The sequence below is a fragment of the Massilia sp. 01N410 genome (assembly GCF_056399665.1).
In genome coordinates this window covers 172,753-198,382 of record NZ_JBFTRV010000009.1, presented here as the reverse complement: position 1 = coordinate 198,382, position 25,630 = coordinate 172,753, and the positions used below count along the sequence as shown (strand labels likewise).

Annotated in this window: 23 protein-coding genes; 12 read left to right on the top strand and 11 right to left on the bottom strand. The window is 66.5% G+C overall.

The window, feature by feature from the left end:
• Positions 1-86: 86 nt before the first annotated feature.
• Together AC1DOP_RS14625 and AC1DOP_RS14620 are read right to left on the bottom strand one after the other, a co-directional pair.
• Complete coding sequence (locus AC1DOP_RS14625) at positions 87-3,233, bottom strand: efflux RND transporter permease subunit (RefSeq protein ID WP_477251917.1); 3,147 nt, start codon at positions 3,231-3,233, stop codon at positions 87-89.
• On the bottom strand, positions 3,230-4,387 hold the full coding sequence (locus AC1DOP_RS14620; RefSeq protein WP_477251915.1) for an efflux RND transporter periplasmic adaptor subunit: 1,158 nt from the start codon (positions 4,385-4,387) through the stop codon (positions 3,230-3,232). The genes AC1DOP_RS14625 and AC1DOP_RS14620 overlap by 4 nt, the downstream gene beginning before the upstream one ends.
• A 125-nt stretch (positions 4,388-4,512) precedes the next feature.
• Here AC1DOP_RS14620 and hpnC point away from each other — a divergent pair, with 125 nt between their 5' ends.
• The 6 genes from hpnC (at position 4,513) to AC1DOP_RS14590 (ending at position 9,478) form a co-directional block, all read left to right on the top strand.
• Entirely contained in the window at positions 4,513-5,322 is an 810-nt protein-coding gene (gene hpnC, locus AC1DOP_RS14615) for a squalene synthase HpnC (protein ID WP_477251913.1), read from the top strand.
• A 38-nt stretch (positions 5,323-5,360) separates the two neighbouring features.
• On the top strand, positions 5,361-6,194 hold the full coding sequence (gene hpnD, locus AC1DOP_RS14610) for a presqualene diphosphate synthase HpnD (protein ID WP_477251911.1): 834 nt from the start codon (positions 5,361-5,363) through the stop codon (positions 6,192-6,194).
• Complete coding sequence (gene hpnE, locus AC1DOP_RS14605) at positions 6,181-7,536, top strand: hydroxysqualene dehydroxylase HpnE (protein ID WP_442122135.1); 1,356 nt, start codon at positions 6,181-6,183, stop codon at positions 7,534-7,536. Before hpnD ends, hpnE begins: the two co-directional genes overlap by 14 nt.
• 125 nt (positions 7,537-7,661) lie before the next feature.
• Positions 7,662-7,799 carry a hypothetical protein gene (locus tag AC1DOP_RS14600; protein WP_442122134.1) on the top strand — a complete coding sequence of 46 codons (138 nt, stop codon included), beginning with the start codon at positions 7,662-7,664 and terminating at the stop codon, positions 7,797-7,799.
• A 13-nt stretch (positions 7,800-7,812) separates the two neighbouring features.
• On the top strand, positions 7,813-8,649 hold the full coding sequence (locus AC1DOP_RS14595) for a DUF1700 domain-containing protein (RefSeq protein WP_442122133.1): 837 nt from the start codon (positions 7,813-7,815) through the stop codon (positions 8,647-8,649).
• Between the two features lie 16 nt (positions 8,650-8,665).
• Positions 8,666-9,478, top strand: coding sequence for a head GIN domain-containing protein (locus tag AC1DOP_RS14590; protein WP_442122132.1), 813 nt, complete (start codon positions 8,666-8,668; stop codon positions 9,476-9,478).
• On the opposite strand, the gene AC1DOP_RS14585 is transcribed toward AC1DOP_RS14590, so the two are convergent.
• Positions 9,479-10,726: a BaiN/RdsA family NAD(P)/FAD-dependent oxidoreductase gene (locus tag AC1DOP_RS14585; RefSeq protein WP_442122131.1), complete on the bottom strand. Its 1,248-nt coding sequence runs from the start codon at positions 10,724-10,726 to the stop codon at positions 9,479-9,481.
• A gap of 132 nt (positions 10,727-10,858) precedes the next feature.
• Between AC1DOP_RS14585 and AC1DOP_RS14580 the strand changes: the two genes are divergently transcribed.
• The 5 genes from AC1DOP_RS14580 to dctP all read left to right on the top strand — a co-directional run bounded on the left by AC1DOP_RS14580 (position 10,859) and on the right by dctP (position 15,222).
• Positions 10,859-11,245: a hypothetical protein gene (locus AC1DOP_RS14580; RefSeq protein WP_442122130.1), complete on the top strand. Its 387-nt coding sequence runs from the start codon at positions 10,859-10,861 to the stop codon at positions 11,243-11,245.
• The gene (locus tag AC1DOP_RS14575; protein ID WP_442122129.1) at positions 11,242-11,445 is read left to right on the top strand and encodes a helix-turn-helix transcriptional regulator; all 204 of its coding nucleotides are present in this window, start codon (positions 11,242-11,244) and stop codon (positions 11,443-11,445) included. The genes AC1DOP_RS14580 and AC1DOP_RS14575 overlap by 4 nt, the downstream gene beginning before the upstream one ends.
• Complete coding sequence (locus tag AC1DOP_RS14570; protein WP_442122128.1) at positions 11,442-12,419, top strand: alpha/beta fold hydrolase; 978 nt, start codon at positions 11,442-11,444, stop codon at positions 12,417-12,419. The genes AC1DOP_RS14575 and AC1DOP_RS14570 overlap by 4 nt, the downstream gene beginning before the upstream one ends.
• Before the next feature lie 87 nt (positions 12,420-12,506).
• Positions 12,507-13,895 (top strand): M28 family peptidase, encoded by a 1,389-nt coding sequence (locus AC1DOP_RS14565; RefSeq protein WP_442122127.1) that lies wholly within the window; start codon positions 12,507-12,509, stop codon positions 13,893-13,895.
• Between the two features lie 307 nt (positions 13,896-14,202).
• Positions 14,203-15,222 (top strand): TRAP transporter substrate-binding protein DctP, encoded by a 1,020-nt coding sequence (gene dctP, locus AC1DOP_RS14560; protein ID WP_442122126.1) that lies wholly within the window; start codon positions 14,203-14,205, stop codon positions 15,220-15,222.
• 78 nt (positions 15,223-15,300) lie between these two features.
• On the opposite strand, the gene moaD is transcribed toward dctP, so the two are convergent.
• The 6 genes from moaD to kbl form a co-directional block, all read right to left on the bottom strand.
• Positions 15,301-15,558, bottom strand: coding sequence for a molybdopterin converting factor subunit 1 (gene moaD / locus AC1DOP_RS14555; protein WP_442122125.1), 258 nt, complete (start codon positions 15,556-15,558; stop codon positions 15,301-15,303).
• Position 15,559: 1 nt separating this feature from the next.
• A complete protein-coding gene (locus AC1DOP_RS14550; RefSeq protein ID WP_442122124.1) occupies positions 15,560-16,834 on the bottom strand; it encodes a molybdopterin molybdotransferase MoeA in 1,275 nt (424 codons plus the stop codon).
• Positions 16,831-18,321, bottom strand: coding sequence for a threonine synthase (thrC, locus tag AC1DOP_RS14545; RefSeq protein ID WP_442122123.1), 1,491 nt, complete (start codon positions 18,319-18,321; stop codon positions 16,831-16,833). The genes AC1DOP_RS14550 and thrC overlap by 4 nt, the downstream gene beginning before the upstream one ends.
• Positions 18,322-18,467: 146 nt before the next feature.
• Positions 18,468-19,856 (bottom strand): L-serine ammonia-lyase, encoded by a 1,389-nt coding sequence (locus AC1DOP_RS14540; protein WP_442122122.1) that lies wholly within the window; start codon positions 19,854-19,856, stop codon positions 18,468-18,470.
• A gap of 82 nt (positions 19,857-19,938) precedes the next feature.
• Complete coding sequence (locus tag AC1DOP_RS14535) at positions 19,939-20,895, bottom strand: NAD-dependent epimerase/dehydratase family protein (protein ID WP_442122121.1); 957 nt, start codon at positions 20,893-20,895, stop codon at positions 19,939-19,941.
• Positions 20,896-20,912: 17 nt separating this feature from the next.
• Positions 20,913-22,118, bottom strand: coding sequence for a glycine C-acetyltransferase (kbl, locus tag AC1DOP_RS14530; RefSeq protein WP_442122120.1), 1,206 nt, complete (start codon positions 22,116-22,118; stop codon positions 20,913-20,915).
• A 183-nt stretch (positions 22,119-22,301) separates the two neighbouring features.
• Between kbl and AC1DOP_RS14525 the strand changes: the two genes are divergently transcribed.
• Positions 22,302-22,898: a helix-turn-helix domain-containing protein gene (locus tag AC1DOP_RS14525; protein WP_442122119.1), complete on the top strand. Its 597-nt coding sequence runs from the start codon at positions 22,302-22,304 to the stop codon at positions 22,896-22,898.
• A 26-nt stretch (positions 22,899-22,924) separates the two neighbouring features.
• On the opposite strand, the gene AC1DOP_RS14520 is transcribed toward AC1DOP_RS14525, so the two are convergent.
• Together AC1DOP_RS14520 and AC1DOP_RS14515 are read right to left on the bottom strand one after the other, a co-directional pair.
• Positions 22,925-23,356, bottom strand: coding sequence for a hypothetical protein (locus AC1DOP_RS14520; RefSeq protein WP_442122118.1), 432 nt, complete (start codon positions 23,354-23,356; stop codon positions 22,925-22,927).
• Between the two features lie 55 nt (positions 23,357-23,411).
• Entirely contained in the window at positions 23,412-25,595 is a 2,184-nt protein-coding gene (locus tag AC1DOP_RS14515) for a prolyl oligopeptidase family serine peptidase (RefSeq protein WP_442122117.1), read from the bottom strand.
• Between the last annotated feature and the right edge of the window lie 35 nt (positions 25,596-25,630).

Sequence of the window (25,630 nt, the reverse complement as noted above, 5' to 3'; positions counted from 1 at the left end):
GCATCTTGCCGCAAAAACAAAGGGCGCCCGACGATACTTCCGGTCGCCCTGCACTCCATCTGTTTAGGGGCTACAACTTCAACCAGTTATTTTACTGGATTTTCTGACACCATTGGGCGATTTTTCATTCTGCCGTGCGGATGAGCCGAATCCGGCTTCTTCACCCGGAACCATGCGGCATACAGCGCCGGCAGGAACAGCAGGGTCAGCGCGGTCGCCACCAGCAGGCCGCCCATGATCGCCACCGCCATCGGCCCCCAGAATACGGAACGCGACAGCGGAATCATCGCCAGCGCCGCCGCGGCCGCCGTCAGGAGGATGGGACGGCAGCGCCGCACCGCCGCTTCGACGATCGCATCCCAGGCTTCGGCTCCGGCGGCGATATCCTTCTCGATCTGGTCGACCAGGATCACGGAATTCCGGATGATCATGCCGAACAGCGCGATCACACCCAGGTTGGCGACGAAACCGAAGGGGCGACCCAGCAGCAGCAGTGCCATCGCCGCGCCGGCCACGCCCAATGGCCCGGTCAGGAACACCAGCACGGATCGGGAAAAGCTATGAAGCTGCAGCATCAGCAGGGTGAACACGATGAACAGCACCAAAGGCACGTTGGCCGAGATCGAGGCCTCCGCTTCCGAACTGTCGGCCGCCGCGCCGCGCAGGGTGACTTTGTAGCCGGCCGGCAGTTTGGCGCGCAGCGCGGCCAGCTTCTCGCCGACCTGGGTCGACACCGTCGCGCCCTGGATGCCGGGCACCACGTCGGATTGCACCATGATCGCCCACTCGCGCCCTTCCCTCCATACCACGCCCGGCTCCCACACGAACTCGATGCGCGCGACCTGCGACAGCGTTACCGGCTTGCCGGACGGCGTCGCGATATTCGCATTCGCCAGCACCGACATGGTCGAACGCTCCTCGACCGGCTGGCGCACCACGATGTCGATCAGGCGGTTGCTCTCCCTGAACTGGCCGATGGTGGTGCCGGACAGCACGGTGGCGACGGTGCGGCGCACCGCCTGGCTGGTCACGCCGAGGGCGCGCAGCTTGTCCTGGTCGAGGTCGAGCCGCAGCACCTTCACCGACTCGTTCCAGTTGTCGTTCACGCCCACCGCATTCGGATTCGCGCGCATGATCTCCTTGACCTGGTCGGCCACGCCGCGCACCACGGCGATGTCCGGACCGGAAACCAGGAACTGCACCGGATACGGCACCGGCGGCCCGTTCGGCAGCAGCTTCACCCGCCCCCGCACTTCCGGAAAGTCGGTCTTCAGCACTGCCTCGATCCTGTGCATCAGGGCTTCGCGCATATGGGTGTCCTTCGGCAGCACCACCATCTGCGAGACGTTCGACTGCGGGAAGATCTGGTCCAGCGGCAAGTAGAAGCGCGGGCTGCCGGTGCCCACATAGCTGGTCACGCTCTCCAGCTCGGGCTGGCGGCGGACCCAGGTCTCGAACTTCTTCACCAGCGCCTCGTTGGCGGCAAAGCTGGTGCCTTCCGGCAGCCACATCTCGACCATCAGCTCGGGGCGGCTGGAATCCGGGAAGAACTGCTTCTCGATGAACTTGAAGCCGAACACGCCCAGCGCGAACACCGCCAGCGAGAGCGCAATCGTGGTCTTGCGCCATTCCACGCAGCGGCTCACCAGGCGGCGGAAACGCTCGTAGCCGGGCGTGTCGAAGACGTCGTGGCCGCCGTGCTCGCCGGCCGGATGCGGCTGCACCTTCAGCAGGACGAAGCCGATGTATGGCGTGAAGGTCACCGCGACGACCCAGGAAATCACCAGCGCCAGCGCATTCACCGAGAACATCGAGAAGGTGTATTCGCCGGCCGCGGATTTCGCCAGGCCGATCGGCAGGAAACCGGCGGCGGTGATCAGGGTCCCGGTCAGCATCGGGAAGGCGGTCGAGGTATAGGCGAAGGTGGCCGCCTCGAAGCGCGACATGCCCTCCTCCATCTTTCGCACCATCATCTCGACGGCGATGATGGCATCGTCCACCAGCAGGCCGAGGGCGATGATCAGCGCGCCCAGCGACACCTTGTGCAGCGAGATATCGAGCAGGTTCATGAACAGGAAGGTGATCGCCAGCACCAGCGGAATCGTCAGCGCCACCACCAGGCCGGGGCGCACGTCGACGCGCCAGCGCGGCTTGCTGTGCAGGCCCAGCGCCAGGAAGGACACGACCAGCACGATTACCACCGCTTCGACCAGGGTGTGCATGAATTCACTGACGGACGCCGTGACCGCGGCCGGCTGGTTCGACACACGCGCCAGCTCGATGCCGACCGGCAGCTGGGACTTGATGCGGGCCACGGTCTGCTCCAGGCCCTTGCCGAGCTGGATGATGTTCCCGCCCTTCTCCATCGACACGCCCAGGCCGATCACTTCCTTGCCGTTGAAGCGCATCTTGTCGTGCGGCGGATCCTCGTAGGCGCGCTGCACGGTGGCGAAGTCGCCCAGGCGGAAAGTGGTGTTCCCGGCGCGCAGGCTGAGGTCCTCCAGCTGCTTCGGCGACTTCAGGGCACCGGTGACCCGCACCTGCAGGTTCTCGCCCGGCGTCACCAGCACGCCGGCCGACTCGACCCCGTTCTGGGTCGCGATCTGGTTGACGATGGCATCGAAAGGCACGCCCAGCTGGGCGAACTTCTGCTGCGAGAACAGGATGTTGATCTTCTCCTGCTGCACCCCGAACTGCTCGACCTTGGCGACCAGCGGCACGCCCAGCAGCTGCTGCCGCACGAAGTCGGCATAGTCGCGCATCTCGGCGTAGGTGAAGCCGTCGCCGGACAGCGCGAAGATGGAGCCGTAGGTATCGCCGAATTCATCGTTGAAGAAGGGTCCGATCACGCCCTGCGGCAGGGTCAGGGCGATATCGCCGATCTTCTTGCGCACCTGGTACCAGGTCGGCGGCACCGCCGATGGCGGCGTCGATTCCCGCAGCTCCAGGATGATGGTGGTCTCGCCCGGCTTGGAAAAGCTGCGGATGCGGTTGACGTAGGGCGTTTCCTGCAGCTTGCGCTCCAGCGGGTCCGTCACCTGCTGGGCCATCTGCACGGCGGTGGCGCCCGGCCAGCGGGCCTGGATCACCATCGCGCGGAAGGTGAAGGGAGGATCCTCGTCCTGGCCCAGCTGGTTGTAGCTGAGGATGCCCAGCAGGAGCAGGACGGCGATCAGGTAGCGGGTCAGCGGAATGTTTTCCAGCGCCCAGCGCGACAGGTTGAATCCCCTCATTTGCGGGCTCCACCACCGGCCGCTTCAAGCTCCGCGTCGGCGCGGCGCGCGACGTCCGCGGTGAGGATCTTCACCTTCTGGCCATTCTTCAGCAGGTTGACGCCGGCGGTGACGATGGTCTGCCCGGGACGCACGCCGCCGTTCAGCAGCACGTCGTTGCCGGCCACGCCGGCCACCTGCACCGGCTGCAGCCGGACCTGCTGTACGTCGTTGGCCTTGTCGATCACCCAGACGGCGCTGCCGCCCTGGTTCTGCACCAGCGCGGAGAGCGGCGCGCGCAATTGCGTGCCGGCGGCCGCGCCGGCCTGGCGGACCAGCTCGACCACGGCGGTCATCCCCAGCCGCACGTCTTCGCTGGGCGGAATCGACACCTTCACGGTATAGGTACGGGTCGCCGGATCGGCCACCGGCGACACCTCGCGGATCGTGCCGGGAATGCTGCGATCGGGATCGGCCCACAGGCGCACCTTCACCTGGCCCATGTGGCGCAGCTGCTCGACCTGGTCTTCCGGCACCCCGATCACGACTTCCTTCTCGTCGGTGCGCGCGACCCGCACCACCGGCGTGCCGGCTTGCACCACCTGGCCGACTTCGGCATCGATGCCGGTCACCACGCCGTCGACATCCGACACCAGGCTCGCATAGCCGGTCTGGTTGGCCTGCTCGCGCAGCAGGGCGCGCGCGGCTTCTGCGCTGGCCTGGCTGGAATGGGCCGCCGCGACCTTCTGGTCGAGCACGGCCTGGCTGACGAAATTCTGGCTGCGCAGATCCTGGTAACGCTTCAGCTCCGCACGCGCCAGTTCGGCATTGGTCTGGGCCGCGCGCAGATTGGCCTGGGCCTGGGCCTGGCCGAGACGCAGGTCCTGGGGATCGAGCTGCATCAGGACGGTGCCGCGCTTGACGCTGGTGCCAACGTCCACCTTGCGCGCGCTGATCTTGCCGCCGACCCGGAAGCCGAGGCGCGACTCGTAGCGCGGCCGCACGTCGCCGGAAAATTCGGCGCTGTCCTGCACGCCGCCGGCAGCCAGGGTCAGCACCCGCACCGGACGCACGTCCTCGGGAGGCGGCGCATCCTTCGAGCAGGCGGCCAGCAGGGACAGGGCGAGGGCAGCGGCGATCAGGGTGCGCGGAACGGGAATGCGGAGTACTTGCACGGTGGTTTCCTCTCGGGGGAAGGCCGCGGCGAGGGCGGCAATATTCTTGTCTTAAAGCGCAACAATTATAATCATGCAAACACAGCCAGTAAATGACGTTAGAGTCAGTTCTCGATGTCCGCCCCATGCCCATAGACCATTACGAAAACTTTCCTGTCGCTTCCATCCTGCTGCCGCGCCGCCTGGTGCCGGCGATCGAGGCGATCTACGCCTTCGCGCGCAGCGCGGACGACATCGCCGACGAAGGCGATGCCGCGCCGGCCGAGCGTCTTGCCGCGCTGGATGCCTACGATGCCGCGCTGGACGGCATCGAGCGCGGCGATCGTCCCGCCACGCCGATGTTCGCGCGCCTGGCCGACGCCCTGCGGCGCCACGCCCTGCCCCTGCAGCCGCTGCGCGACCTGTTGAGCGCCTTCCGCCAGGACGTGGTCACCACCCGCTACCCCGACTATACAGCCCTGCTCGATTATTGCCGGCGCTCCGCGAATCCGGTCGGGCGCCTGATGCTGGGCCTCTACGGCACCGTGGACGAGTCCAGCCTGCGCGAATCGGATGCGGTCTGCTCGGCCCTCCAGCTGATCAACTTCTGGCAGGACGTCGGCATCGACATCGAGAAAGGCCGTATCTACCTGCCGCAGGAAGACCTGGTCCGCCACGAGATCGGCGAAGAAGAGATCGCCCGGGGCCACACCGGCCCCGCCTGGCGCGCCCTGATGCGCTTCGAGGTCGAACGGGCGCGCGCCCTGATGCTGGAGGGCGCGCCGCTGGCCACCCGCCTGCCGGGACGGATAGGCTGGGAGCTGCGCCTGGTCGTGCAGGGCGGGCTGCGGATCCTCGAAGGGATCGAGCGCGCCGACTACGATGTGTTCCGGCGCCGGCCCCAGCTCAGGCGGCTCGACTGGGCGATACTGCTGTGGCGAGCGTTCCGCATGTAAAATAGCGGACTAGCATCAGGCATCAACCACTATTATTTATGTCTCCCGACGACTACTGCCAACAAAAGACCGTCCAAAGCGGCTCCAGCTTCTACTACAGCTTCCTGTTCCTGCCGCCCGAGCGCCGCAGGGCGATCACGGCGCTGTATGCATTCTGCCGGGAGGTCGACGACACCGTCGACGAGACCCACGACCAGTCGGTCGCGCGCATCAAGCTGGCCTGGTGGCGCACCGAAGTGTCCGCGATGTATAAAGGCGCGCCGACCCACCCGGTGACCCAGGCGCTGCAGCCCCACCTGGCCGCCTACAATCTGCAGGAGCAGCACCTGCAGGCCATCATCGACGGCATGGAGATGGACCTCGACCAGTCGCGCTACCTCGATTACGCCGGCCTGCGCAAATACTGCTGGCATGTGGCGGGCGTGGTCGGCATCCTGTCGGCCAGCATCTTCGGCGTCACGAATCCCCGGACCCTGCAGTATGCCGAGAAGCTGGGCCTGGCGTTCCAGCTGACGAATATCATCCGCGACGTCGGCGACGACGCGCGCAAGGGCCGCATCTACCTGCCGGTCAACGAACTGCAGCAGTTCAACGTGACCGCCGCGGACATCCTGAATTTCCGCCACAACGAGAAGTTCGAGGCGCTGATGAAGTTCCAGGCCGACCGTGCGCGCGCCATCTACGACGAAGCCTTCGCCCTGCTGCCGAAGGAAGACCGGCGCGCCCAGCGTCCCGGCCTGATGATGGCGGCGATCTACCGCACCGTGCTCGACGAGATCGAGCGCGACGACTTCAAGGTCCTGAACCAGCGCATCTCCCTCACGCCGCTGCGCAAGCTGTGGCTGGCGTGGAAGACCTATGTCCGCGGATAAGCGGAAGGCTGCCGCCGGTCCGCGCGTTGCCGTCATTGGCGGCGGCTGGGCCGGCTGCGCCGCCGGCGTCGAACTGGCGTCGCGCGGCGCGCGGGTCACGCTGTTCGAAGCCGCCCGCACCCTGGGCGGCCGCGCCCGTGCCGTGCAGGCGAAGGAAGCCCTGCTCGACAACGGCCAGCACATCATGCTGGGCGCCTATGCGCAGACGCTGGCGCTGCTGCGCCGGGTCGGCGTCGCGGAGCGCGATGCGCTGCTGCGCCTGCCGCTGCAAATGCGCTATCCGCCCGGCAGCGGGCTGCTGGACTTCGTCGCCCCGCCCCTGCCGGCGCCGCTGCACATGCTGCTGGCGCTGTTGCGCGCGAAAGGCCTGGACCGCGACGACAAGCTGGCGCTGGCGCGCTTCAGCACCAGCGCGCGCTGGATGCAGTGGGGCCTGAACACCGACTGCAGCGTGGCCGAACTGCTGGAGCGCTTCGGCCAGACCGCGCGCCTGACCCGCCTGATGTGGCGGCCGCTGTGCCTGGCGGCCCTGAACACGCCGATCGAGCGGGCTTCCGCCAAGGTCTTCCTGGCGGTGTTGCGAGACAGCCTGGGCGCCAATCGCAAGGCCTCGGACATGCTGATCCCGAGGGTGATGCTGGATGCCCTCTTTCCCCAGGCCGCGCAAGGCTATATCGAAGAGCGCGGCGGACGGGTCCTGTGCGGAGCCCGGGTCGACGCCATCGCGCCGGCGGACGAGGGCTGGCAGGTCGCAAGCGGCGCCGATTCCTCACGCTTCGACGCCATGGTGCTGGCCACCCCGGCCTGGCAGAGCGCGGTCCTGCTGCGGCCCCTGGCCGGCGCCGAAACGCTGGCGGCCCAACTCGAGGCCTTCGACTACGAGCCGATTTCGACGGTCTACCTGCAATATGAGGCCGGCCAGCGCCTGCCGCTGCCCTTCTGCGCCCTGCTCGACGACCCGGCGCACGGGGCCTGGGGCCAGTTCGCCTTCGACCGCGGCCAGCTCGATCCCGGCCAGGACGGCCTGCTGGCGGTGGTCGTCAGTACGGCGGCCGAGGCGGCGGCCCTCGACCAGGATGCCCTGGCCCAGGCCGTCGCGGCGCAACTGGCGAGCGCTTTCGACCGGCCCGCCCTGGCGCAGCCGCACTGGAGCCGCGTATTGACGGAGAAGCGCGCCACCTTCGCCTGCACTCCGGGCCTGCTACGTCCGGCCAACGCCACCGGCCTGCCGGGCCTGGTATTGGCCGGCGACTATACCGCCGGCGACTATCCGGCGACCCTGGAGACGGCGGCGCGCAGCGGCCTGGCCGCCGCCCGGCTGGCGCTGGGAATCAAGCCATGAGCTACGGTTATCGGCCCCAGGCGCAGCCTGCCCCGTCAAAACTGCATCCTGTCGCACATGCGTGGCGTTCCACGGGCCGGATGGGTACAGTGGCAGCATCGACACAAGTGTTATCGGATCTGCAAATGAACAGCCTGCTGGCCCTGCGTACCCTGCTCCTGCTCGCCTTCGTGGTCGTGGCAACGGCCATCCTGGTGCAACCCGGCCTCGGCGCGTCGAGCGATCCGGCCGTCCATGCCATGCTGATGGTGGCGCGGAACTGAGGTGGAGCAGGCGATGGGCAAACTGGAATACCTCGAGCTGCTGAAGCGCGCCATGCTGGGCCTGCCGCCCGAAGTGCAAGCCAAGACCCTCGGCTATTACGAGCAGCGCTTCGTCGACGGTGTCAATACCGGCCGCAGCGAACAGGACGTCGCGCGCGAACTCGACGACCCGAACAGGATCGCGATGACCTTGCGCGCCAGCAGCCATAGTGCGCAACTCGGCGCCCAGGCCACCGCGCAATCCACGCCCCCGGCTGCCGGCCAGGCCGCCGCCAGGCCGGGTCCGGTCCTGGAAAAGCGCAATCCGGTCGGGGTGCTGCGGGTGCTGGTGTCCGGCGCCGGCCTCGCGATCTTCAACCTGTTCATGATCGTGCCGGCGATGGTGTATTCGGCCCTGCTGTTCGCGCTGTATGTGTGCGCCCTGGCCTTCTACCTGAGCGGCATCGCCATCACCGCCAGCGGCCTGGCCGGCAACAGCGAACTGCTGCTCGACCTGCCGACCCGCTACGTGCAGATCGGCGACGAAGATCCGGACCGCCGGCAGATCCGGGTGCGGATCGACGATACCGGCATCCACGTCCACGAGGAAGGCGCCGACGCCGGCAATGACGACGAGGGCAAGGCCAGCGGCTCGCGCCTGCGCCGCGGCGCCGAAGTCGTGGCCGGCAACAGCCTGCATATCACGACCGACATGGACGCCGACTCGCGCACCACCCAGACCCTGTTCGGCTTCGGCATGGTGCTGGGCGGGATCGCGCTGTTCCTGCTGTCGCTGGTGGCGACGCGCTTCACGGCGCAAGGCATCAAGCGCTACGTCCAGATGAATTTCTCCCTGCTCAAGGGACATTGAGAGAGCGAGGAGACCCATGCGCGCATTGATCAAGACCGGATTCGCCCTGCTGCTGCTGGCCCTGCTGCTGATCGGCGCTTCCTGGAGCATGCTGCGGGCCCAGGGCAACAGCGGCGGCGCCGCCAGCCCGGGCAGCCGCCTGGTCGCCACCGAAAAACGCACGCTCGGCGCCAGCATCGGCGAGGTCGACGTGAGCGGGCCGATCAACCTGATCCTGCGCCAGGGCACCTCGGCCTCGCTCGAAGTGCGCGGCGAACAGCGCCTGCTGGCCAACGTCGACACCACGGTGGACGGCAATACCCTGCACATCGGCCCGCGCGGCATCCTGCTGCGCCACCGCCAGCCGCTCGAAGTCACCCTCGTGCTGCCGACACTCGAGCACCTGACCCTCGGCGGCAACGGCCAGCACACGGTCAGCGGCTTCTCGGGCGACCGCATCGAACTGAACGTCAACGGCTCGGCCGGCCTGCGCTTCAACGGCCGCTACCGCGAGATCGACGCCAGCCTGCTCGGCAGCGGCGACATCGACATCACCGGCGGCAATGCCGACCGGGTGACGGCCGACGTCAAGGGCACCGGCCACATGACCCTGGTGGGCGGCGCGCGCGAACTGCATGCGGAAGTCGCCGGCGCCGGCGAACTCGACGCCCGCCACCTGCGCGCCGCCGACGTCGACCTGGCCCACCACGGCTCCGGCAGCAGCGCGGTCTACGCCAGCAAGCGCGTAAACGTGGAAATGACCGGCAGCGGCAGCATCACCGTGTTCGGCAATCCCGACCGCCGGGAAGTCAGCCGCAACGGCAGCGGCAGCGTCAGCTTCCAGGACTGATCAGGCGCCGCCTTTCATCCAGTCCAGCGCACCCTGGCCGGCGGCCCGCCCGCTGCCGAAGCAGGCGGTCAGCAGGTACCCGCCGGTGGGCGCTTCCCAGTCGACCATCTCGCCGGCCACGAACACGCCCGGCAGCGCGCGCAGCATGCCGGCCGGCGAGGCCAGCGCCTCGAAGCGCACCCCGCCGCCGCTGCTGATCGCCTCCGCGATCGGGCGCGGACGCTCCAGCGTGAGCGGCAAGGCCTTGATGGCGGCCGCCAGCCGCGCCGGGTCCGCATATTCTTCCTTGCGCAAGGCTTCGTGCAGCAGGCCCGATTTCACGCCCTTGATCCCCAACCGGCTTTGCAGGTGGCTGGACATCGACTTCGCACCGCGCGGACGCATCACTTCCTCCGCCACGCGCGCGGCATCGTGGTCGGGCAGCAGGTCGATCCAGACCGTGGTCCGGCCATCGCGCTGGATGCGGTCGCGGATGGCCGCCGACAGCGTGTACACCAGGCTACCCTCGATGCCGCTGGCCGTGATCACGAACTGTCCCTTGCGATAGATCTTTCGCCCGTCGCCATCCTCGGCCGCCAGCGCCACCGTGGTGAGCGGCGCGCCGGCGTAGCGGCCGGCGAAATGCTCGCTCCAGGCGGTCTCGAAACCGCAGTTCATCGGCACCAGCGGCGCCACCTCGACGCCCTGTTCGCCCAGCAGCGGCGCCCAGGCGCCGTCCGAGCCGAGGCGCGGCCAGCTGGCGCCGCCCATGGCCAGCACCACCGCATCGGCGGACTCCACCCGCTCGCCGTCCGGGGCCGCGAACAGGAGCCCGCCGTCGCGCCAGCCCAGCCAGCGGTGCCGCATGTGGAAGCGCACGCCGGCCTCACGCAGCCGGTGCAGCCAGGCGCGCAGCAGCGGCGCGGCCTTCATGTCGGTCGGGAATACGCGGCCCGAGCTGCCGACGAAGGTATCGATGCCGAGGCCATGGATCCACTCGCGCACCTGCCGCGGCGTGAAGCCGTCCAGCCATTGCCCGACCTCCACGCGGCGCTTGCCGTAGCGGCCGGCGAAGGCCTCGAAGTCTTCCGAATGGGTGATGTTCATGCCGCCCTTGCCGGCCAGCAGGAACTTGCGGCCGACGGAGGGCATGGCGTCGTACAGGTCGACCTGCACGCCGCCGGCGGACAGCACTTCGGCGGCCATCAGGCCGGCGGGACCGCCGCCGACGACGATGGCGCGGCGCGGGGTTTCAGGGATGGCATTCATGGGCCGGCATTGTAGACGATGTGGGTGTTCAAAAATATATGTAAAGGGGCCTTGACATTGGTTTCGGTGCGTCCTACAGTGTCAAGCATGCTTTACATGTTAAGTGTGCTTTACATAAAAGGAGGTGTCCAAATGCATGAGAAACGCGTTGCGCGGGCCTATACCCTCGAGCTGATGATCGCGCTGGCGGTCTATACGGTGCTGCTGATGGCGGCGATCCGCTACGGCCGCCCGATGGAAGACGGCTGGCTGCGCACCCTGGTGCTGGTCAGCCCCATGATCGGCTTCGGCCTGATGATCCGGACCATCGTGCGCCATTTCGCCCGGATCGACGAATACCAGCGCATGCGCATGCTGGAGAACCTCGCGATCGCCACCGCCATCACGGGCGCGGTCACCTTCACCTACGGCTTCATGGAAACCGCCGGATTCCCCAAGCTCTCCATGTTCTACGTTTGGGTCGTGATGTGCTCGAGCGTGGCCGTCGTCAACCTGGCCCGCCGCCTGCTCGAAAAATGAAAAACCTGATCCGCGAACTGCGCGCCGCCCGCGGCTGGAGCCAGGCCCACCTGGCCGACCTGCTGAGCGTCTCGCGCCAGACCGTGATCGCCATCGAGACCGGGCGCTACGACCCCAGCCTGCCCTTGGCCTTCACGATTTCGAAACTCTTTGAACAACCGATCGAAGCAATCTTCTTTCCAGAACAGGAGCCAGCATGAACCCGTTTGCCTGCAAAAAGCCTTTCGCCTTCTTCCCCATCGTTGTCGGCGTTCTCGTCGCCCTGATGTCCGCTGGCTCGAGCCACGCCGTCGAAGCGGCCGCGCCGCAGGCGAACCGCTTCGCCGCCACCATCGCGCCGGCCGAGCGCTTCGAAATCGACGGCGTGCTGGTCGAACAGTTCGGACCGAAAACGGGCGCCAAGGGCCGGCCGCTGGTCCTGATTCCCGGCCTGGCCAGCGGCGGCTGGGTGTGGCAGGAGACGGTGCGCGCCTTCAGCCCCGAGCGCGCGGTGTACGTCCTGACCCTGCCGGGCTTCGACGGCCGCCCGGCGGCGCCCGCCAATGCCTTCGCATCGGCGCGGGCCGCGGTCGGGAAGCTGCTCGAGCAGCGCCGGCTGGACAAGCCGGTCATCGTCGGCCACAGCCTGGGCGCGACCATGGCGCTGGCGGTGGCCGAGGACAAGCCGGCGAGCGTCGGCGGCGTGGTCGCCATCGATGGCCTGCCCGTCATGCCGGGCACCGAAGCGCTGCCGCCGGCGGAACGCGGCAAGTATGCCCAGACCATGAAGGCGCGCCTGGCCGGCATGAACCCGGCGCTGTTCGCCTCCCAGCAGCAGGGCTACATGCGCACCATCGGCGTGATGGACATGAGCAAGGCCGACGACCTCGCCCAGCTGACCGGCCGCAGCGACCCGGCTTCCACCGGCCAGTACGCGGCCGACGTGCTGGAGCTCGACCTGCGTCCGGGCCTGAAGAACATCCAGGCGCCGGTGCTGGTCATCTCTCCTTTCTTCGACGCCGACGGCAGCCAGCAGGGACTCACCGCCGATGCCAAGGCCGACTACTACCGCTCCCTGCTGCAGGGCGCGCCGAAGGTCGAGGTGGTGACGGTGGCGCCGGCCCGCCACTTCGCGATGATCGACCAGCCGCAGCAGGTCAACGACGCGATCCGCAAATACCTGGCCTCGCTGTGAGCTTCCGCGCCGGCGCGAAGTGATATATGCTCAACGGCGCGGCCCGATGGCTGCCGCGCCGTGATCGTCTTCATCGCAAGGAGAGTTATGCCCCGTCTTACCAAGCTGTCCGTGGCCCTGCTGTTCGCCGGCGCCGCGTCCATCCAGAGCGGCGCGCAAGCCGCCGCCGACACTGCCGCCACAGACCGCCCGCTTCCCGTCCGCCAGGCCGAGATCGACGCCATCGTCAAGGAGATCTCGCCGCAACGCATCCAGGGCTACGTCAACAAGCTGGTGAGCTTCGGCACCCGCCACACGATGTCGGACACCACCTCCGATACGCGCGGCATCGGCGCCGCCCGCCGCTGGATCAAGTCGGAGATGGAGCGCTGCGGCGCCGGCCGCCTCGAGGTGCGCTTCGACAGCCACCTGCACCCGGTCGACAACCGCATCTCGCGCCCGACCGAGATCGTCAACGTGGTCGCGACCCTGCCGGGCAGCCAGGCGGCCTCGAAGGACCGCCTGTACGTGGTCAGCGGCCACTACGATTCGCGCGTCACCGACGTCATGAACTACACCGACGATGCGCCCGGCGCCAACGACGACGCCTCGGGCACCGCGGCGGTGATCGAGATGGCTTGCGTGATGGCGCGCCACAAGTTCGACGCCACCCTGGTCTTCATGACAGTGGCGGCCGAAGAACAGGGCCTGTACGGCGCCGGCCACTTCGCCAGGGAAGCCAAGGCCAACAAGCTGAATATCGCCGGCATGCTGAACAACGACATCATCGGCAGCTCGCACGACGAAAAGGGCAGGCAGGACAACTCGCGCGTGCGCCTGTTCGCAGAAGGCGTGCCGCCGCTGAAGGAAGCGCCTTCGCCCGAGCTGCGCACCCTGCTCGTGACCGGCGGCGAGAACGATTCGATCACCCGCCAGCTGGCCCGCCACGTCAAGGAAACCGGCGAGCGCTACGTCCCGAACTTCAAGGTCGACATCATCTACCGGCGCGACCGCTACCTGCGCGGCGGCGACCACAGCCCCTTCCTCGACGCCGGCTATGCGGCGGTGCGCTTCACGGAACCGAACGAGGACTTCAGGCACCAGCACCAGGACCTGCGCAGCGAAAACGGCGTCAAGATCGGCGACCTGCCGGAATTCGTCGACCCCGACTACGTGGCCCAGGTGGCGCGCGTGAACGCCGCTTCGCTGGCATCGCTGGCATTGGCGCCGGCCGCTCCCCAGGAGGTGAAGGTGAAGACCGCAGCCCTCGACAACGGCACCGACCTGGCGTGGAAGGCGAATGCCGAACCCGACATCGCCGGCTACCGCATCGTCTGGCGCGAGACCACCGCGCCGCTGTGGCAGGGTTCGCGCTACGTCGGCAACGTGACCACGGCCCGCGTCGACATGTCCAAGGATAACGTGCTGTACGGCGTGCAGGCCGTGGACAAGGACGGCAACGTCAGCCCGGCGACCTACCCGCTGCCGGCGCGCTGAGCCTCGCCCGAGCGCCGGATTCGCCACACGGCGCGCCGGCCACCCGCTTTTCCTACGCCGCGGCGCAGCATGCCGCGGCGTTCTCATTTTCGATCCCGCACTCTCCAGCGCCAGCGCAAGGACACCCCCGAACACATGGGTAATACTCATGCCGCATCGCGGTTTTTCACTATGCACTGCAGCATTTTTTCTTTAGCAGACACATAACAATTTTCTTGACTTGTATTCTGCTGAGAATATTCTTATGCGTACAACAATAAAGAACCACGTAGTCCGGTAGTCCGTAACATCATCTTGGAGGATGTAAATGTCGGCAATGACACGTAGGACATTGCTGGGCGCGATCGCGACCAGCCCGCTCTGGCTTCAAGCTGCATGGGCCCAGCCCACCAATCTCAAGATCTCCCACCAGTTCCCCGGCGGCAGCGTCGCCGAAGGAGATTTCCGCGACCGCCTGTGCCGCATGTTCGCGGCCGGCGTCGAACGCCGTACCAGGGGCAGGCTCAAGTTCTCGATCTACCCGCACTCCTCGCTGATGAAGAGCGAAGACCAGATCCCGGCCCTGTCCAAGGGCCAGCTCGACATGTCGCTGGTACCGCTGACCTATGCCGGCGCCGAACTGCCGGAAGTGAACATCGGCCTGATGCCGGGCCTGGTGACCTCCTACGAGCAGGGCTATGCCTGGAAGGATGCGGAAATCGGCAAGGAATTCACCCGCATGCTGGCCGACCGCGGCATCGTGATCCTGAGCTGGATCTGGCAGGCCGGCGGCGTCGCCTCGCGCGGCAAGCCGATCGTGAATCCGGAAGACGCGGCCGGACTGAAGGTGCGCGGCGGCTCGCACGAGATGGACATGCTGCTCAAGGAAGCCGGCGCCAGCGTGGTCAGCATGCCGTCCAACGAAATCCGCGGCGCCCTGCAGAAGGGGCAGCTGGATGCGGCCATGACCTCCTCGTCCTCGCTGATCTCCTTCCGCCTGGACGAAGTCTCGAAATACGTCACCACCGCCCGCGGCGGCGCCTACTGGTTCATGCTGGAGCCGCTGCTGATCTCGAAAGCCGCCTTCGACCGCCTGCCGCGCGAGCAGCAGGGCATCCTGATGTCGGTCGGCGCCGAACTGGAAGCCTTCGCCCGCAGGTCGGCCGAGATGGACGATGCGGCGGTCGCGGCCCTGTTCCAGGGCAAGGGCGGGCGCACCGTGGACCTGACCGGGGAGTCGCTGCGCAAGTGGCAGGAGATCGCGCGGGAGACGGCCTGGAAGGATTATGGGTCGCGTAACGAAAATTGCGCGCGCTTGTTGGCGTTGGCGGAGAAGACGCTGGCCTGAACCCTGTACTCCCGCGTTCCCGGCAATGCCGGGAACGGCGATGACACGCCGCGTGTCCGTCCTTGCCTTGCGGGCCTTTCACCCACCCGTCACCGGCGGAAAGAAAGCCACTTCCCCACCCTCGCGAATCGCCGTCTCCGGCTCGCACATCACATGATTGAAGGCCATGCGCAGCGCACGCTCGCGGCCCAGGGCTTCGGCCCAGGCGCCGCCGCGGGCGATCAGGAAATCGCGCACCGCGCCGACCGTCGCCACGCCCTCGGGCAGCGTCACCGCCTCCCCAGCCGTACCGACAGCCTCGCGTACGCTGGCAAAAAATCGCAAATTGATGTTCATGTCAGTGTTGAAGTGAAGCGAAGGGGATGAAGCGGACCATGTCGCCGCGTGCGATCGCCTGGCCCGGCGGGCAGTCGATCAGGCCGTCGGCCCACACGGTGGAGGTCAGCACGCCCGAGCCCTGGTTCGGGAACAGTTCCACCCCGCCCTCGCCGTTGATGCGGGCGCGCAGGAATTCGTTGCGGCGGTCCGGTTTCGGCCAATCGAAATCGGCGCGCATCGTCACCGCTTTCGGCGCGAGCTCGCCGCTCACGCCCTGCAGGCGCAGCAGGAAGGGCCGCACGAACAGCAGGAAGGTTACGAAGCTCGACACCGGATTGCCGGGCAGACCGAGGAAGTAGGCAGCGCCAGTGGCGCTGCTGACGCCGGACCCCTTGCGTCCGTCGCCCCGGTTGACTTCACCGAAAGCCAGCGGCTTGCCCGGCTTCACGGCGATCTGCCACATGTTCAGCCGCCCTTCCGCTTCGACCGCCGGCTTGATATGGTCTTCCTCGCCCACCGAGACGCCGCCCGAGGTGATGATCAGGTCGTGCTGCCTGGCCGCCGCGCGCAGGGTGTCGCGGGTCGCCTGCAGCGAATCCGGCACGATGCCGTAGTCGGTGAATTCACAGCCGAAGTTCTCCAGCAGGCCGCGCAGGGTAAAGCGGTTCGAGTTGTAGATCGCGCCAGGCTTCAAGGGCTCGCCAGGCATCGCCAGCTCGTCGCCGGTGAAGAATACGGCCACGCGCAGGCGGCGCCGCACCGGCAGCTCGGCCAGGCCGACGGACGCGGCCAGCCCCAGTTCCTGGCTGCGCAGGCGGGTGCCGGCCGGCAGGATGACGGCGCCGGCGCGCACGTCCTCGCCCTGGCGGCGGATCCACTCGCCGGACTGCGGCGTGTGCCGGACGGTGACGATGTCGCCATCCAGCTCGGACTGCTCCTGCATGACGACGGCGTCAGCGCCTTCGGGAATCAAGGCGCCGGTGAAGATGCGCGCCGCGGTGCCGGGTTCCAGGAAGCTGCCGACCTGGCCGGCCGGGATGCGCTGCGCCACCTTCAGTTTTGCGGCAGCGCCGGCGCAGTCGGCCGCGCGCACCGCGTAGCCGTCCATCTGGGTATTGTCGGCGCCCGGCACGTCGAGCTTCGAGGCCTGGTCTTCGGCCAGTACGCGGCCGTTGGCTTCCAGGGTCGGCACCAGCTCGACCTCGGACACCGGCCGCGCGGCGGCCAGCAGGAAGTCGAGGGCTTCCCGCACGGGCATCAGCGGCTTGCGCGCCGGCGCGGCGGCTGCGCTCATTGCGCCGTCCTTTCTGCGCTGGTTCTTTCTGCAATATACGCCTTCATCTGCACGACGTCCGGCTTCATGACCACGAAGCGCTGCGGCAGCGCCTCGATGTTCTCGAAGCCGGCCGGGCGCTCGGCGTCCGTGCCCAGGGCTTCGAGGATGGTCTCATTGAACTTGGCCGCCAGCGCGGTCTCCAGCACGATCATCGGCACGCCGGGCGCGAGGTGCTCGCGCGCGACCTTGATGCCGTCGGCCGTGTGGGTGTCGATGGTGATGCCGTAGTCGTCGAAGACTTCGCGGATGGTGTTCAGGCGATCTTCATGCCTCGAGCAGCCCGAGACGAAGCCATACTCCGCCACGCGCTTGAACTCGTCGCCGTCGCTGCCTGGCGCGCCCGACAGGTCGAAGCCGCCGTGGGTCTCGACTTTCCTGAACAACGCGTGCGTGCGCCCGGCGTCGCGGCCCACCAGTTCGTAGACGAAGCGCTCGAAGTTCGAAGCCTTCGAGATGTCCATCGACGGGCTGCTGGTATGGAAGGTCTCGGCCGGCTTGCGCACGCGGTAGACGCCGGTGCGGAAGAACTCGTCCAGCACATTGTTCTCGTTGGTCGCCACCACCAGCTTGTCGATCGGCAGGCCCATCATGCGGGCGATGTGGCCGGCGCAGATATTGCCGAAGTTCCCCGAGGGGACGGTGAACGAGACTTTCTGCTCGTTCGAAGTGGTCGCCTTCAGGTAGCCGCGGAAATAGTAGACCACCTGGGCCACCACGCGCGCCCAGTTGATCGAGTTGACGGTGCCGATCTTGTGGCGGGCCTTGAATTCGAGGTCGTTCGACACCGCCTTGACCAGGTCCTGGCAATCGTCGAACACACCCTCGACGGCGATGTTGAAGATGTTCGGGTCCTGCAGGCTGAACATCTGCGCGGTCTGGAAGGCGCTCATCTTCGCGTGCGGCGACAGCATGAAGACGCGGATGCCGCGCTTGCCGCGCATCGCATATTCGGCCGCGCTGCCGGTGTCGCCGGAGGTGGCGCCAAAGATGTTCAGCTCATCCTCATTCTTGGCCAGCGCATACTCGAACAGGTTGCCGAGCAGCTGCATGGCCATGTCCTTGAAGGCCAGGGTCGGGCCGTTCGACAGGCCCTGCAGGATCAGTTTGCCCTTGACGCCCTCTTCGAGCACGCGCAGGGGCGTGATTTCGGCGGCCGACTCGTCGGCGCGCGCATTGCGGTAGACCTCGGCCGTATAGGTTTTCGCGGTCAGGGCCTTCAGGTCGGCTTCCGGGATGTCGGTGGCGAATTTGCGGAGGATCTCGTAGGCCAGGTCGGCGTAGGCCAGCTGCCGCCAGGCGTCGAGCTCGGCGCCGGTGACCTGCGGGTAGTCGGCCGGCAGATACAGCCCGCCGTCCGGCGCGAGGCCGCCCAGCAGGATGTCGGAGAAACCTTGGGGATTGCGTGCTGCGGACGCGCTGGTCGCGCGGGTGGAGACATAGTGCATACGGTAAGGAGGATCGAAGTTGGCGGGCGTTGACTATTTATTATAGTGCGCCTGCAGCAAACTTGTCTTTTTACCGAATATTGTTCAGATTGCGGCGCGTGGGCCGGTCATCCCAGCCGCCGGCCGGGATGAGCCCACGCACAAACTCAGCAAGCCGCGTGGTTGACGGTCACCACGTGCACCGCCAGGCCGCCAAGCGAAGTCTCCTTGTACTTGGCCTGCATGTCGTAGCCGGTCTGGCGCATGGTATCGATCACGTTGTCGAGACTCACGAAGTGAGTACCGTCGCCCTTCATGGCCAGCGAGGCTGCGGTGATCGCCTTGATCGCGCCCATGCCGTTGCGCTCGATGCAGGGGATCTGCACCAGGCCGCCGATCGGGTCGCAGGTCATGCCGAGGTGGTGCTCGATGCCGATCTCCGCCGCGTTCTCGATGCGCTCGTTGGAGCCGCCGAGCGCAGCCACCAGGCCGGCCGCCGCCATCGCGCAGGCCACGCCGACCTCGCCCTGGCAGCCGATCTCGGCGCCCGAGATCGAGGCGTTCTTCTTGCACAGCATGCCGATCGCCGCCGAGGTCAGGAGGAAGTCGCGGATGCCCTTTACCGGATCGCTCGGACGACAGTCTTCGGCGTAGTAGCGCAGCACCGCCGGGATGATGCCGGCCGCGCCGTTCGTCGGCGCCGTCACGACCCGGCCGCCGGCCGCGTTCTCTTCGTTGACCGCCATCGCGTACAGGGTCACCTGATGGGTCGCGTCGTGCGGCAGTTCGTTGCGGCGGTTGCCGGCATCGCAGTGCGCCTGCTTCCACAGCTTGGCGGCGCGGCGCTTGACGTTCAGGCCGCCCGGCAGCTGGCCTTCGGTCACCAGGCCGTGGGCGATACAGTCGCGCATCACATCCCAGATGCGGTCCAGGCCGGCGTCCAGCTCGGCCTCGCTCATGCGCGACAGCTCGTTCGTTCGCAGCATGGCGGGAATGGAGAGGCCGTCGCGCCTGCCGTGTTCGAGCAGCTCGCGCATGGTGCCGAAGGGATAAGGCACGGGCGCCGCTTCGGTCTCCTTGGCCGGCGCCTGGGTCTCGCCGGCAGCCGTGATGAAGCCGCCGCCGATCGAATAGAAGATCCGTTCGATGACGCTGCCGTCGCTCAACTGGAGCACGAAGCGCATGCCGTTCGGATGCTCGGGCAGGGTCGACTGCTTGTGCCAGACCAGGTTGGTCTTGCTGGAGAACGGCACTTCCCTGGTACCCAGCAGCTTGAGCACGCCATCGAGTTCGGCCTCGGCCAGCTTGTCCTCGACGCTGTCCGGATCGATGCCCTGCGGCGTCTCGCCCATCAGGCCCAGGATCACGGCCTTGTCGGTGGCGTGGCCGACGCCGGTCAGGGCCAGCGAACCATACAGGTGGGCTTCGACGCCGACCGCCTGGCTCAGGTCCCCGCACTCCAGCAGGAAGCGCCGCGCGGCGACCATCGGGCCGACCGTGTGCGAGCTGGAGGGGCCGATGCCGATCTTGAATAAGTCAAATACGCTCATGTCCATGAGCTGTCTCCTGAAAAGCTTCTTTATTATCTTTGGGTCCGGAAGAACAGGACAAGGGCCTGCGCCTCGTAAACGTCAACACTCAGGCAGTCTGTCCGACATCCACATTTTCGAGCATGTCGGCAACCATCTCCTCGACACCGATACTGGCCTTCCAGCCCCAGTCAGCAGTCGCGCGGGCATCGTCCAGGCTCTTCGGCCACGAATCGGCAATCTGCTGACGGCTGTCCGGCTTGTAGGCGATCCGGAAGTCCGGCAGCTTGCGCTGGATGCTGGCTGCCAGCTCGCGCGGGTTGAAGGACACGCCGGCCACATTGTACGAGGAGCGGATGACCACTTTTCCGGCCGGGGCTTCCATCAGCTCGATGGTAGCGCGGATCGCGTCCGGCATGTAGATCATCGGCAGCGTGGTTTCCGGGCCCAGGAAGCACTCGTAGGTCTCGCCCTTGAGCGCCGAGTGGAAGATGGCGATCGCATAGTCGGTGGTGCCGCCGCCCGGAGGCGACTTGAAGCTGATGATGCCCGGGTAGCGGATGCTGCGCACGTCGACGCCGTACTTGGCGTGGTAGTACTCGCACAGGCGCTCGCCGGCCAGCTTGCTGATGCCGTAGATCGAGGTCGGGTCCATCACCGTGTACTGCGGCGTGTCCTCGGCCGGCGTGTTCGGGCCGAAGGCGGCGATCGACGAAGGCCAGAACACTTTCAGCGGCTTGCCGGCTTCCACGCGCTCGCGGGCGATCTCGAGGATGTTCAGCAGGCCGTCCATGTTCAGCGACCAGGCTTTCAGCGGGGCCTTCTCGCCGGTCGCGGACAGCAGCGCGGCCAGCTGGTAGACCTGGGTGACGCCCTCATCAAGGATGAGGCGGGACACGGCATCGCGGTCCATCACGTCGAGGCGGGTGTAGCGCTGCGCGCCGTACACATTGGTTTCGCTGATGTCCGAAGCGATGACGTTGTGCGCGCCATGCTTTTCCGCCAGCGCGGACACGAGTTCACTGCCGATCTGGCCATTGGCGCCGATGATGAGGATGCGTTCCATTCTTTACCTACCTGTTCTCAGTTGCTTTTAATGATGCCCAGCTCGCGGCCGGCTTGTTCGAAGGCTTTCAGCACGGTGTCGAGCTGTTCGCGGGTATGCGCCGCCGACAGCTGCACGCGGACGCGCGCCTGGCCCATCGGCACCACCGGGTAGAAGAAGCCCGACAGCAGCACGCCCAGTTCGAACATGCGGGCCGCGAATTTCTGCGCCACCGGGGCGTCGAACAGCATCACCGGCACCACCGGGTGGGTGCCCGGCTTGATGGTGAAACCGATGCGCTCGATCTCGCGGCGGAAATAGGCCGTGTTCTCGTGCAGGCGGTCGCGCAGCTCCGTGCTCTTGCCGATGCGGTCCAGCACGGCGATCGACGCACCGGCGATCATCGGCGCCAGCGTGTTCGAGAACAGGTAGGGGCGCGACTTCTGGCGCAGGGTCTCGATGACTTCCTTGCGGCCCGAAGTGAAGCCGCCCATCGCGCCGCCCAGGGCCTTGCCCAGGGTGCCGGTGATGATGTCGATCTTGCCCATCACGTTGAAATGCTCGTGGGTGCCGCGCCCTGTCTTGCCCATGAAGCCGGAAGCGTGCGACTCGTCGATCATGGTCAGGGCGCCGTATTTCTCGGCCAGCTCGACGATCCTGTCCAGCTGGGCGATGGTGCCGTCCATCGAGAAGGCGCCGTCGGTGACGATGATCTTGTGGCGCTTGCCGGCGTCACGGGCGGCGATCAGCTGCTTCTCCAGGTCGGCCATGTCATTGTTGGCGTAGCGGTAGCGCGCGGCCTTGCACAGTCGGATGCCGTCGATGATCGAGGCGTGGTTCAGGGCATCCGAGATGATCGCGTCGTTCTCGTCGAACAGCGGCTCGAACACGCCGCCGTTGGCGTCGAAGGCCGCCGCGTACAGGATGGTGTCTTCGGTACCGAGGAATTCCGACAGCTTCTGTTCCAGTTCCTTGTGCACGGTCTGGGTACCGCAGATGAAGCGCACCGAGGACAGGCCGTAGCCGTACTTCTGCAGCGCGGCTTCGGCCGCCTTCTGGGTTTCCGGATCGCCGGACAGGCCGAGGTAGTTATTGGCGCACATATTGATCAGCGTACGGCCGTCCGCGGCGACGACTTCGGCGCCCTGGCGCGATGCCAGCACGCGTTCGGGCTTGAACAGGCCCTCGGTCCGGAGCGTGTCGAGTTTGGTCTGGAGGGCGCTATAGAATGCCTGGTCGCTCATTGTCTTCCTCGTCCTTGTATTTTCCGGCTTGACCGGTGGTTATCGGATGTTGTACCGTTGATCCGTTCGTTCGATGTATTGAACCGAGTTCTTTATCTCGAACAAAAATTCAATATATCGAATATTACCCCCGGCCATCGCAGTTGACAAGTGAGTTGGCAAGCAATTGCCAAATAAGCGTAGATGAATAAAGTTGTAACGACACTCGCCCCCGCCACCCCGGCCGGCGCACCGCCCGAAGTCGGCGCCACCCTGCAGCGCCTGCGCCTGGCGCGCGGCCTCACGCTCGAAGACCTGTCGCGCATCGCCGGCGTGTCCAAATCGATGCTGTCCCAGATCGAACGCGAGAAGGCGAATCCGACCATCGCCATCACCTGGCGCCTGGCCAACGCGCTGGGCGTGCAGATCGGCGAACTGCTGTCGTCGGAAGTGCGCAGCACCGACCTGATCCGGGTCGTCGACGCCCACGAGATCCCCACCCTGCCCGGCGCCCACGCCGGCTACTCGCTACGCATCCTCGGCCCGATGGACCTGGCCGGCAAATACGAATGGTACGAGCTGACCCTGCAGCCGGGCGGCGAACTGGCGTCCCAGGCCCATGACCCGGGCACCAGCGAGCACCTGACCGTGGTGACCGGCGCGGTCGAACTGGAAGTGGGACCGGAGAAGAAAAAGGTCAAGCATGGGGCGACGGCGCGCTATCCGGCGGATGTCGCGCATACGATCCGGAATATCGGCAAGACCGAGGCGAAGGCCTTGATGGTGGTGGTGCACCGCTGAGGCCGGGGCCGGCCTCGGGCGCCGGCTCAGGCGTAGCCGTGGAATGCGAAGTCGAGGAAGCGCCCTGCTTCCGGGTCGTAGTTCGCGTCGAAGAAACAGGTGCCGCCATCAAACACGACCTGGAAGCGCTTTCTCAACGCTTCGGCCTTGACGCCTTGCGAGCTGCAGGCGCCGCCCAGGCGTATCGAACGCTGCCCATCCTTGCGCTGCCCCTGGTACTGGATCGTGTAATCTCCCAGCGGTCTGCGCCGCCCCGTGCCCCAATGGCGGTCGGCTTCCGCCTGCAGGGCCGCCGCCATGCCCGCGACGACCGCCGGCGGCACCACCCACGCGCCGCCCTCCACTTCAATCCAATGCGCGCTGCCGGGCGCGGGCTCGTCCGCGGACACGAGACCGGATGAGATGAGGGCAAGACAAAGAAAGGTGCCCGAAGCGGCCCGGTAACAGTAACGAAACATCGTGACTCCTTAAGAAGATGGCGCACCGCCGGGGTGCGCCATCGAGGACAGGCTTTTACTCCGAACCGCCCGCCACCGTCTGCGCCTCATTCATCTTCAGCGCACGGGTCAGGAAGCCCCAGCGATCCGCCACCTCTTCGATCTGCTTGCTGGTCGGCTTGCCCGCACCGTGGCCGGCCTTGGTATCGATGCGGATGATGATCGGATTGCCCCCGGCCTGGTCGGCCTGGGCGGTGGCGGCGAACTTGAAGCTGTGCGCCGGCACCACGCGGTCGTCATGGTCGGCCGTGGTGATCATCGTCGCCGGATAGCAGGTACCCGGTTTCAGGTTGTGTAGCGGCGAATATTTCACCAGGGCCTTGAACTCGTCCGCGTTTTCCGACGAGCCGTAGTCCGAGGTCCAGGCCCAGCCGATCGTGAACTTGTGGAAGCGCAGCATGTCCATCACGCCCACCTGCGGGATCGCCGCGCCGAAGAGTTCCGGACGCTGGGTCATCGCCGCGCCCACCAGCAGGCCGCCATTGCTGCCACCGCCGATCGCCAGCTTGCTCGGCGACGTCACCTTGTTGTTGACCAGCCACTCGGCCGCGCCGATGAAGTCGTCGAACACGTTCTGCTTATTCAGCTTGGTGCCGGCTTCGTGCCAGGCTTCGCCGTACTCGCCGCCGCCGCGCAGGTTGGCGACCACGTAAACGCCGCCCATCTCCATCCAGGCCAGGTTGGCCGGCGAGAAGCCCGGGGTCATCGAGATATTGAAGCCGCCATAGCCATACAGGTAGGTCGGGTTGCTGCCGTCCAGCTTCAGGCCCTTCTTCGAGACGATGAACATCGGGACCTTCGTGCCATCGCGGCTGGTATAGAACTGCTGGCGGGTTTCGTAGTCGGCCGGATTGAAGGCCACCTTCGGCTGGCGGAACACGGTCGAGGCGCCGCTCTTCATGTCGACGCGGTAGATCGTGGTCGGGGTGGTGAAGCCGGTGAAGGAGAAGAAAGTCTCGGTATCGCCCTGCTTGCCGCCGAAGCCCGACACCGAACCGATGCCCGGCAGGGCGATCTCGCGCACCTGCTTGCCCTTCAGGTCGGTGATCCTGACCCGGCTTTGCGCATCGGCCAGGTATTCGTTGATCAGCTGCTTGTTGACCATGTGGCTGGACACCAGGGTCTGCTGGCTTTCCGGCACCACGGTCTTCCAGTTCGCTTCCTGGGGCCTGTTGACGTCGATCGCGACGATGCGCTTGCGCGGCGCATTGCGGTCGGTGGCGAAGTAGAACACCGGGCCGACGTTGTCGATGAAGTCGTAAGCGGCTTCGAAGTTGTCGATCAGCGGCATGACCTTGCCATCCGGCTTGGCTAAATCCTTGTAGAAGATCCGGTATTTATGGGCCGTGCCCTTGGTCGCCTGGATCAGCAGATAGCGGCCGTCGTCGGTGGTCTCGGCGTGGAAGCCCCATTCCTTCTCGTCCGGACGGTCATAGACCAGCACGTCGGCACTCTGCGGGGTGCCCAGCTTGTGGTAGTAGAGCTTCTGGAAATAGTTCACGTCGGCCAGCTTGGTGGCTTCCTTCGGCTCGTCGTAGCGGCTGTAGAAGAAACCCTTGCCGTCCTTGGTCCAGGCGGTGCTGGAGAACTTGACCCACTGGATGTGGTCTTCCAGGTCCTTGCCGGTGTCGACGTCGCGCACGCGGATCTCGTTCCAGTCCGAACCCGATGCCGCCGTCGAGTAAGCCAGCAGCTTGCCATCCGGGCTTACCGCCGTTCCCGCCAGGGCGACGGTACCGTCGGCGGCCAGGGTGTTCGGATCCAGCAGCAGGCGCGGCGTATCCTTCAGCGATTTCATGGTGTACAGCACCGACTGGTTCTGCAGGCCGTCGTTACGGCTGAAAAAGTAGCGGCCGCCTTCCTTGAACGGCACGCTGTAGCGCTCGTAGTTCCAGAGCTGGGTCAGGCGCTGTCGGATGGCTTCGCGCTGCGGGATCTGCGCCAGGTAGGACTGGGTCACCTTGTTCTCGGCCTCGACCCAGGCTTTGGTCTCGGCGCTGTTCGCGTCTTCCAGCCAGCGGTAAGGGTCGGCGACCCTGGTGCCGTGGTAATCGTCGGTCTGGTCGACTTTCTTTGCGACCGGATAGTTCAGCGGACTGCCGCTGGTGTCGCAGGTCGGAGCGGCCATGGCCGGAGCGGCACCGAACGAGAAGAAGGCGGCCGCGACGGCGGCGGCGAGGGTGACTTGTCTCATATGCATGCTTTTTCTAATTGACTTGACGGTGGAGGAAGTGG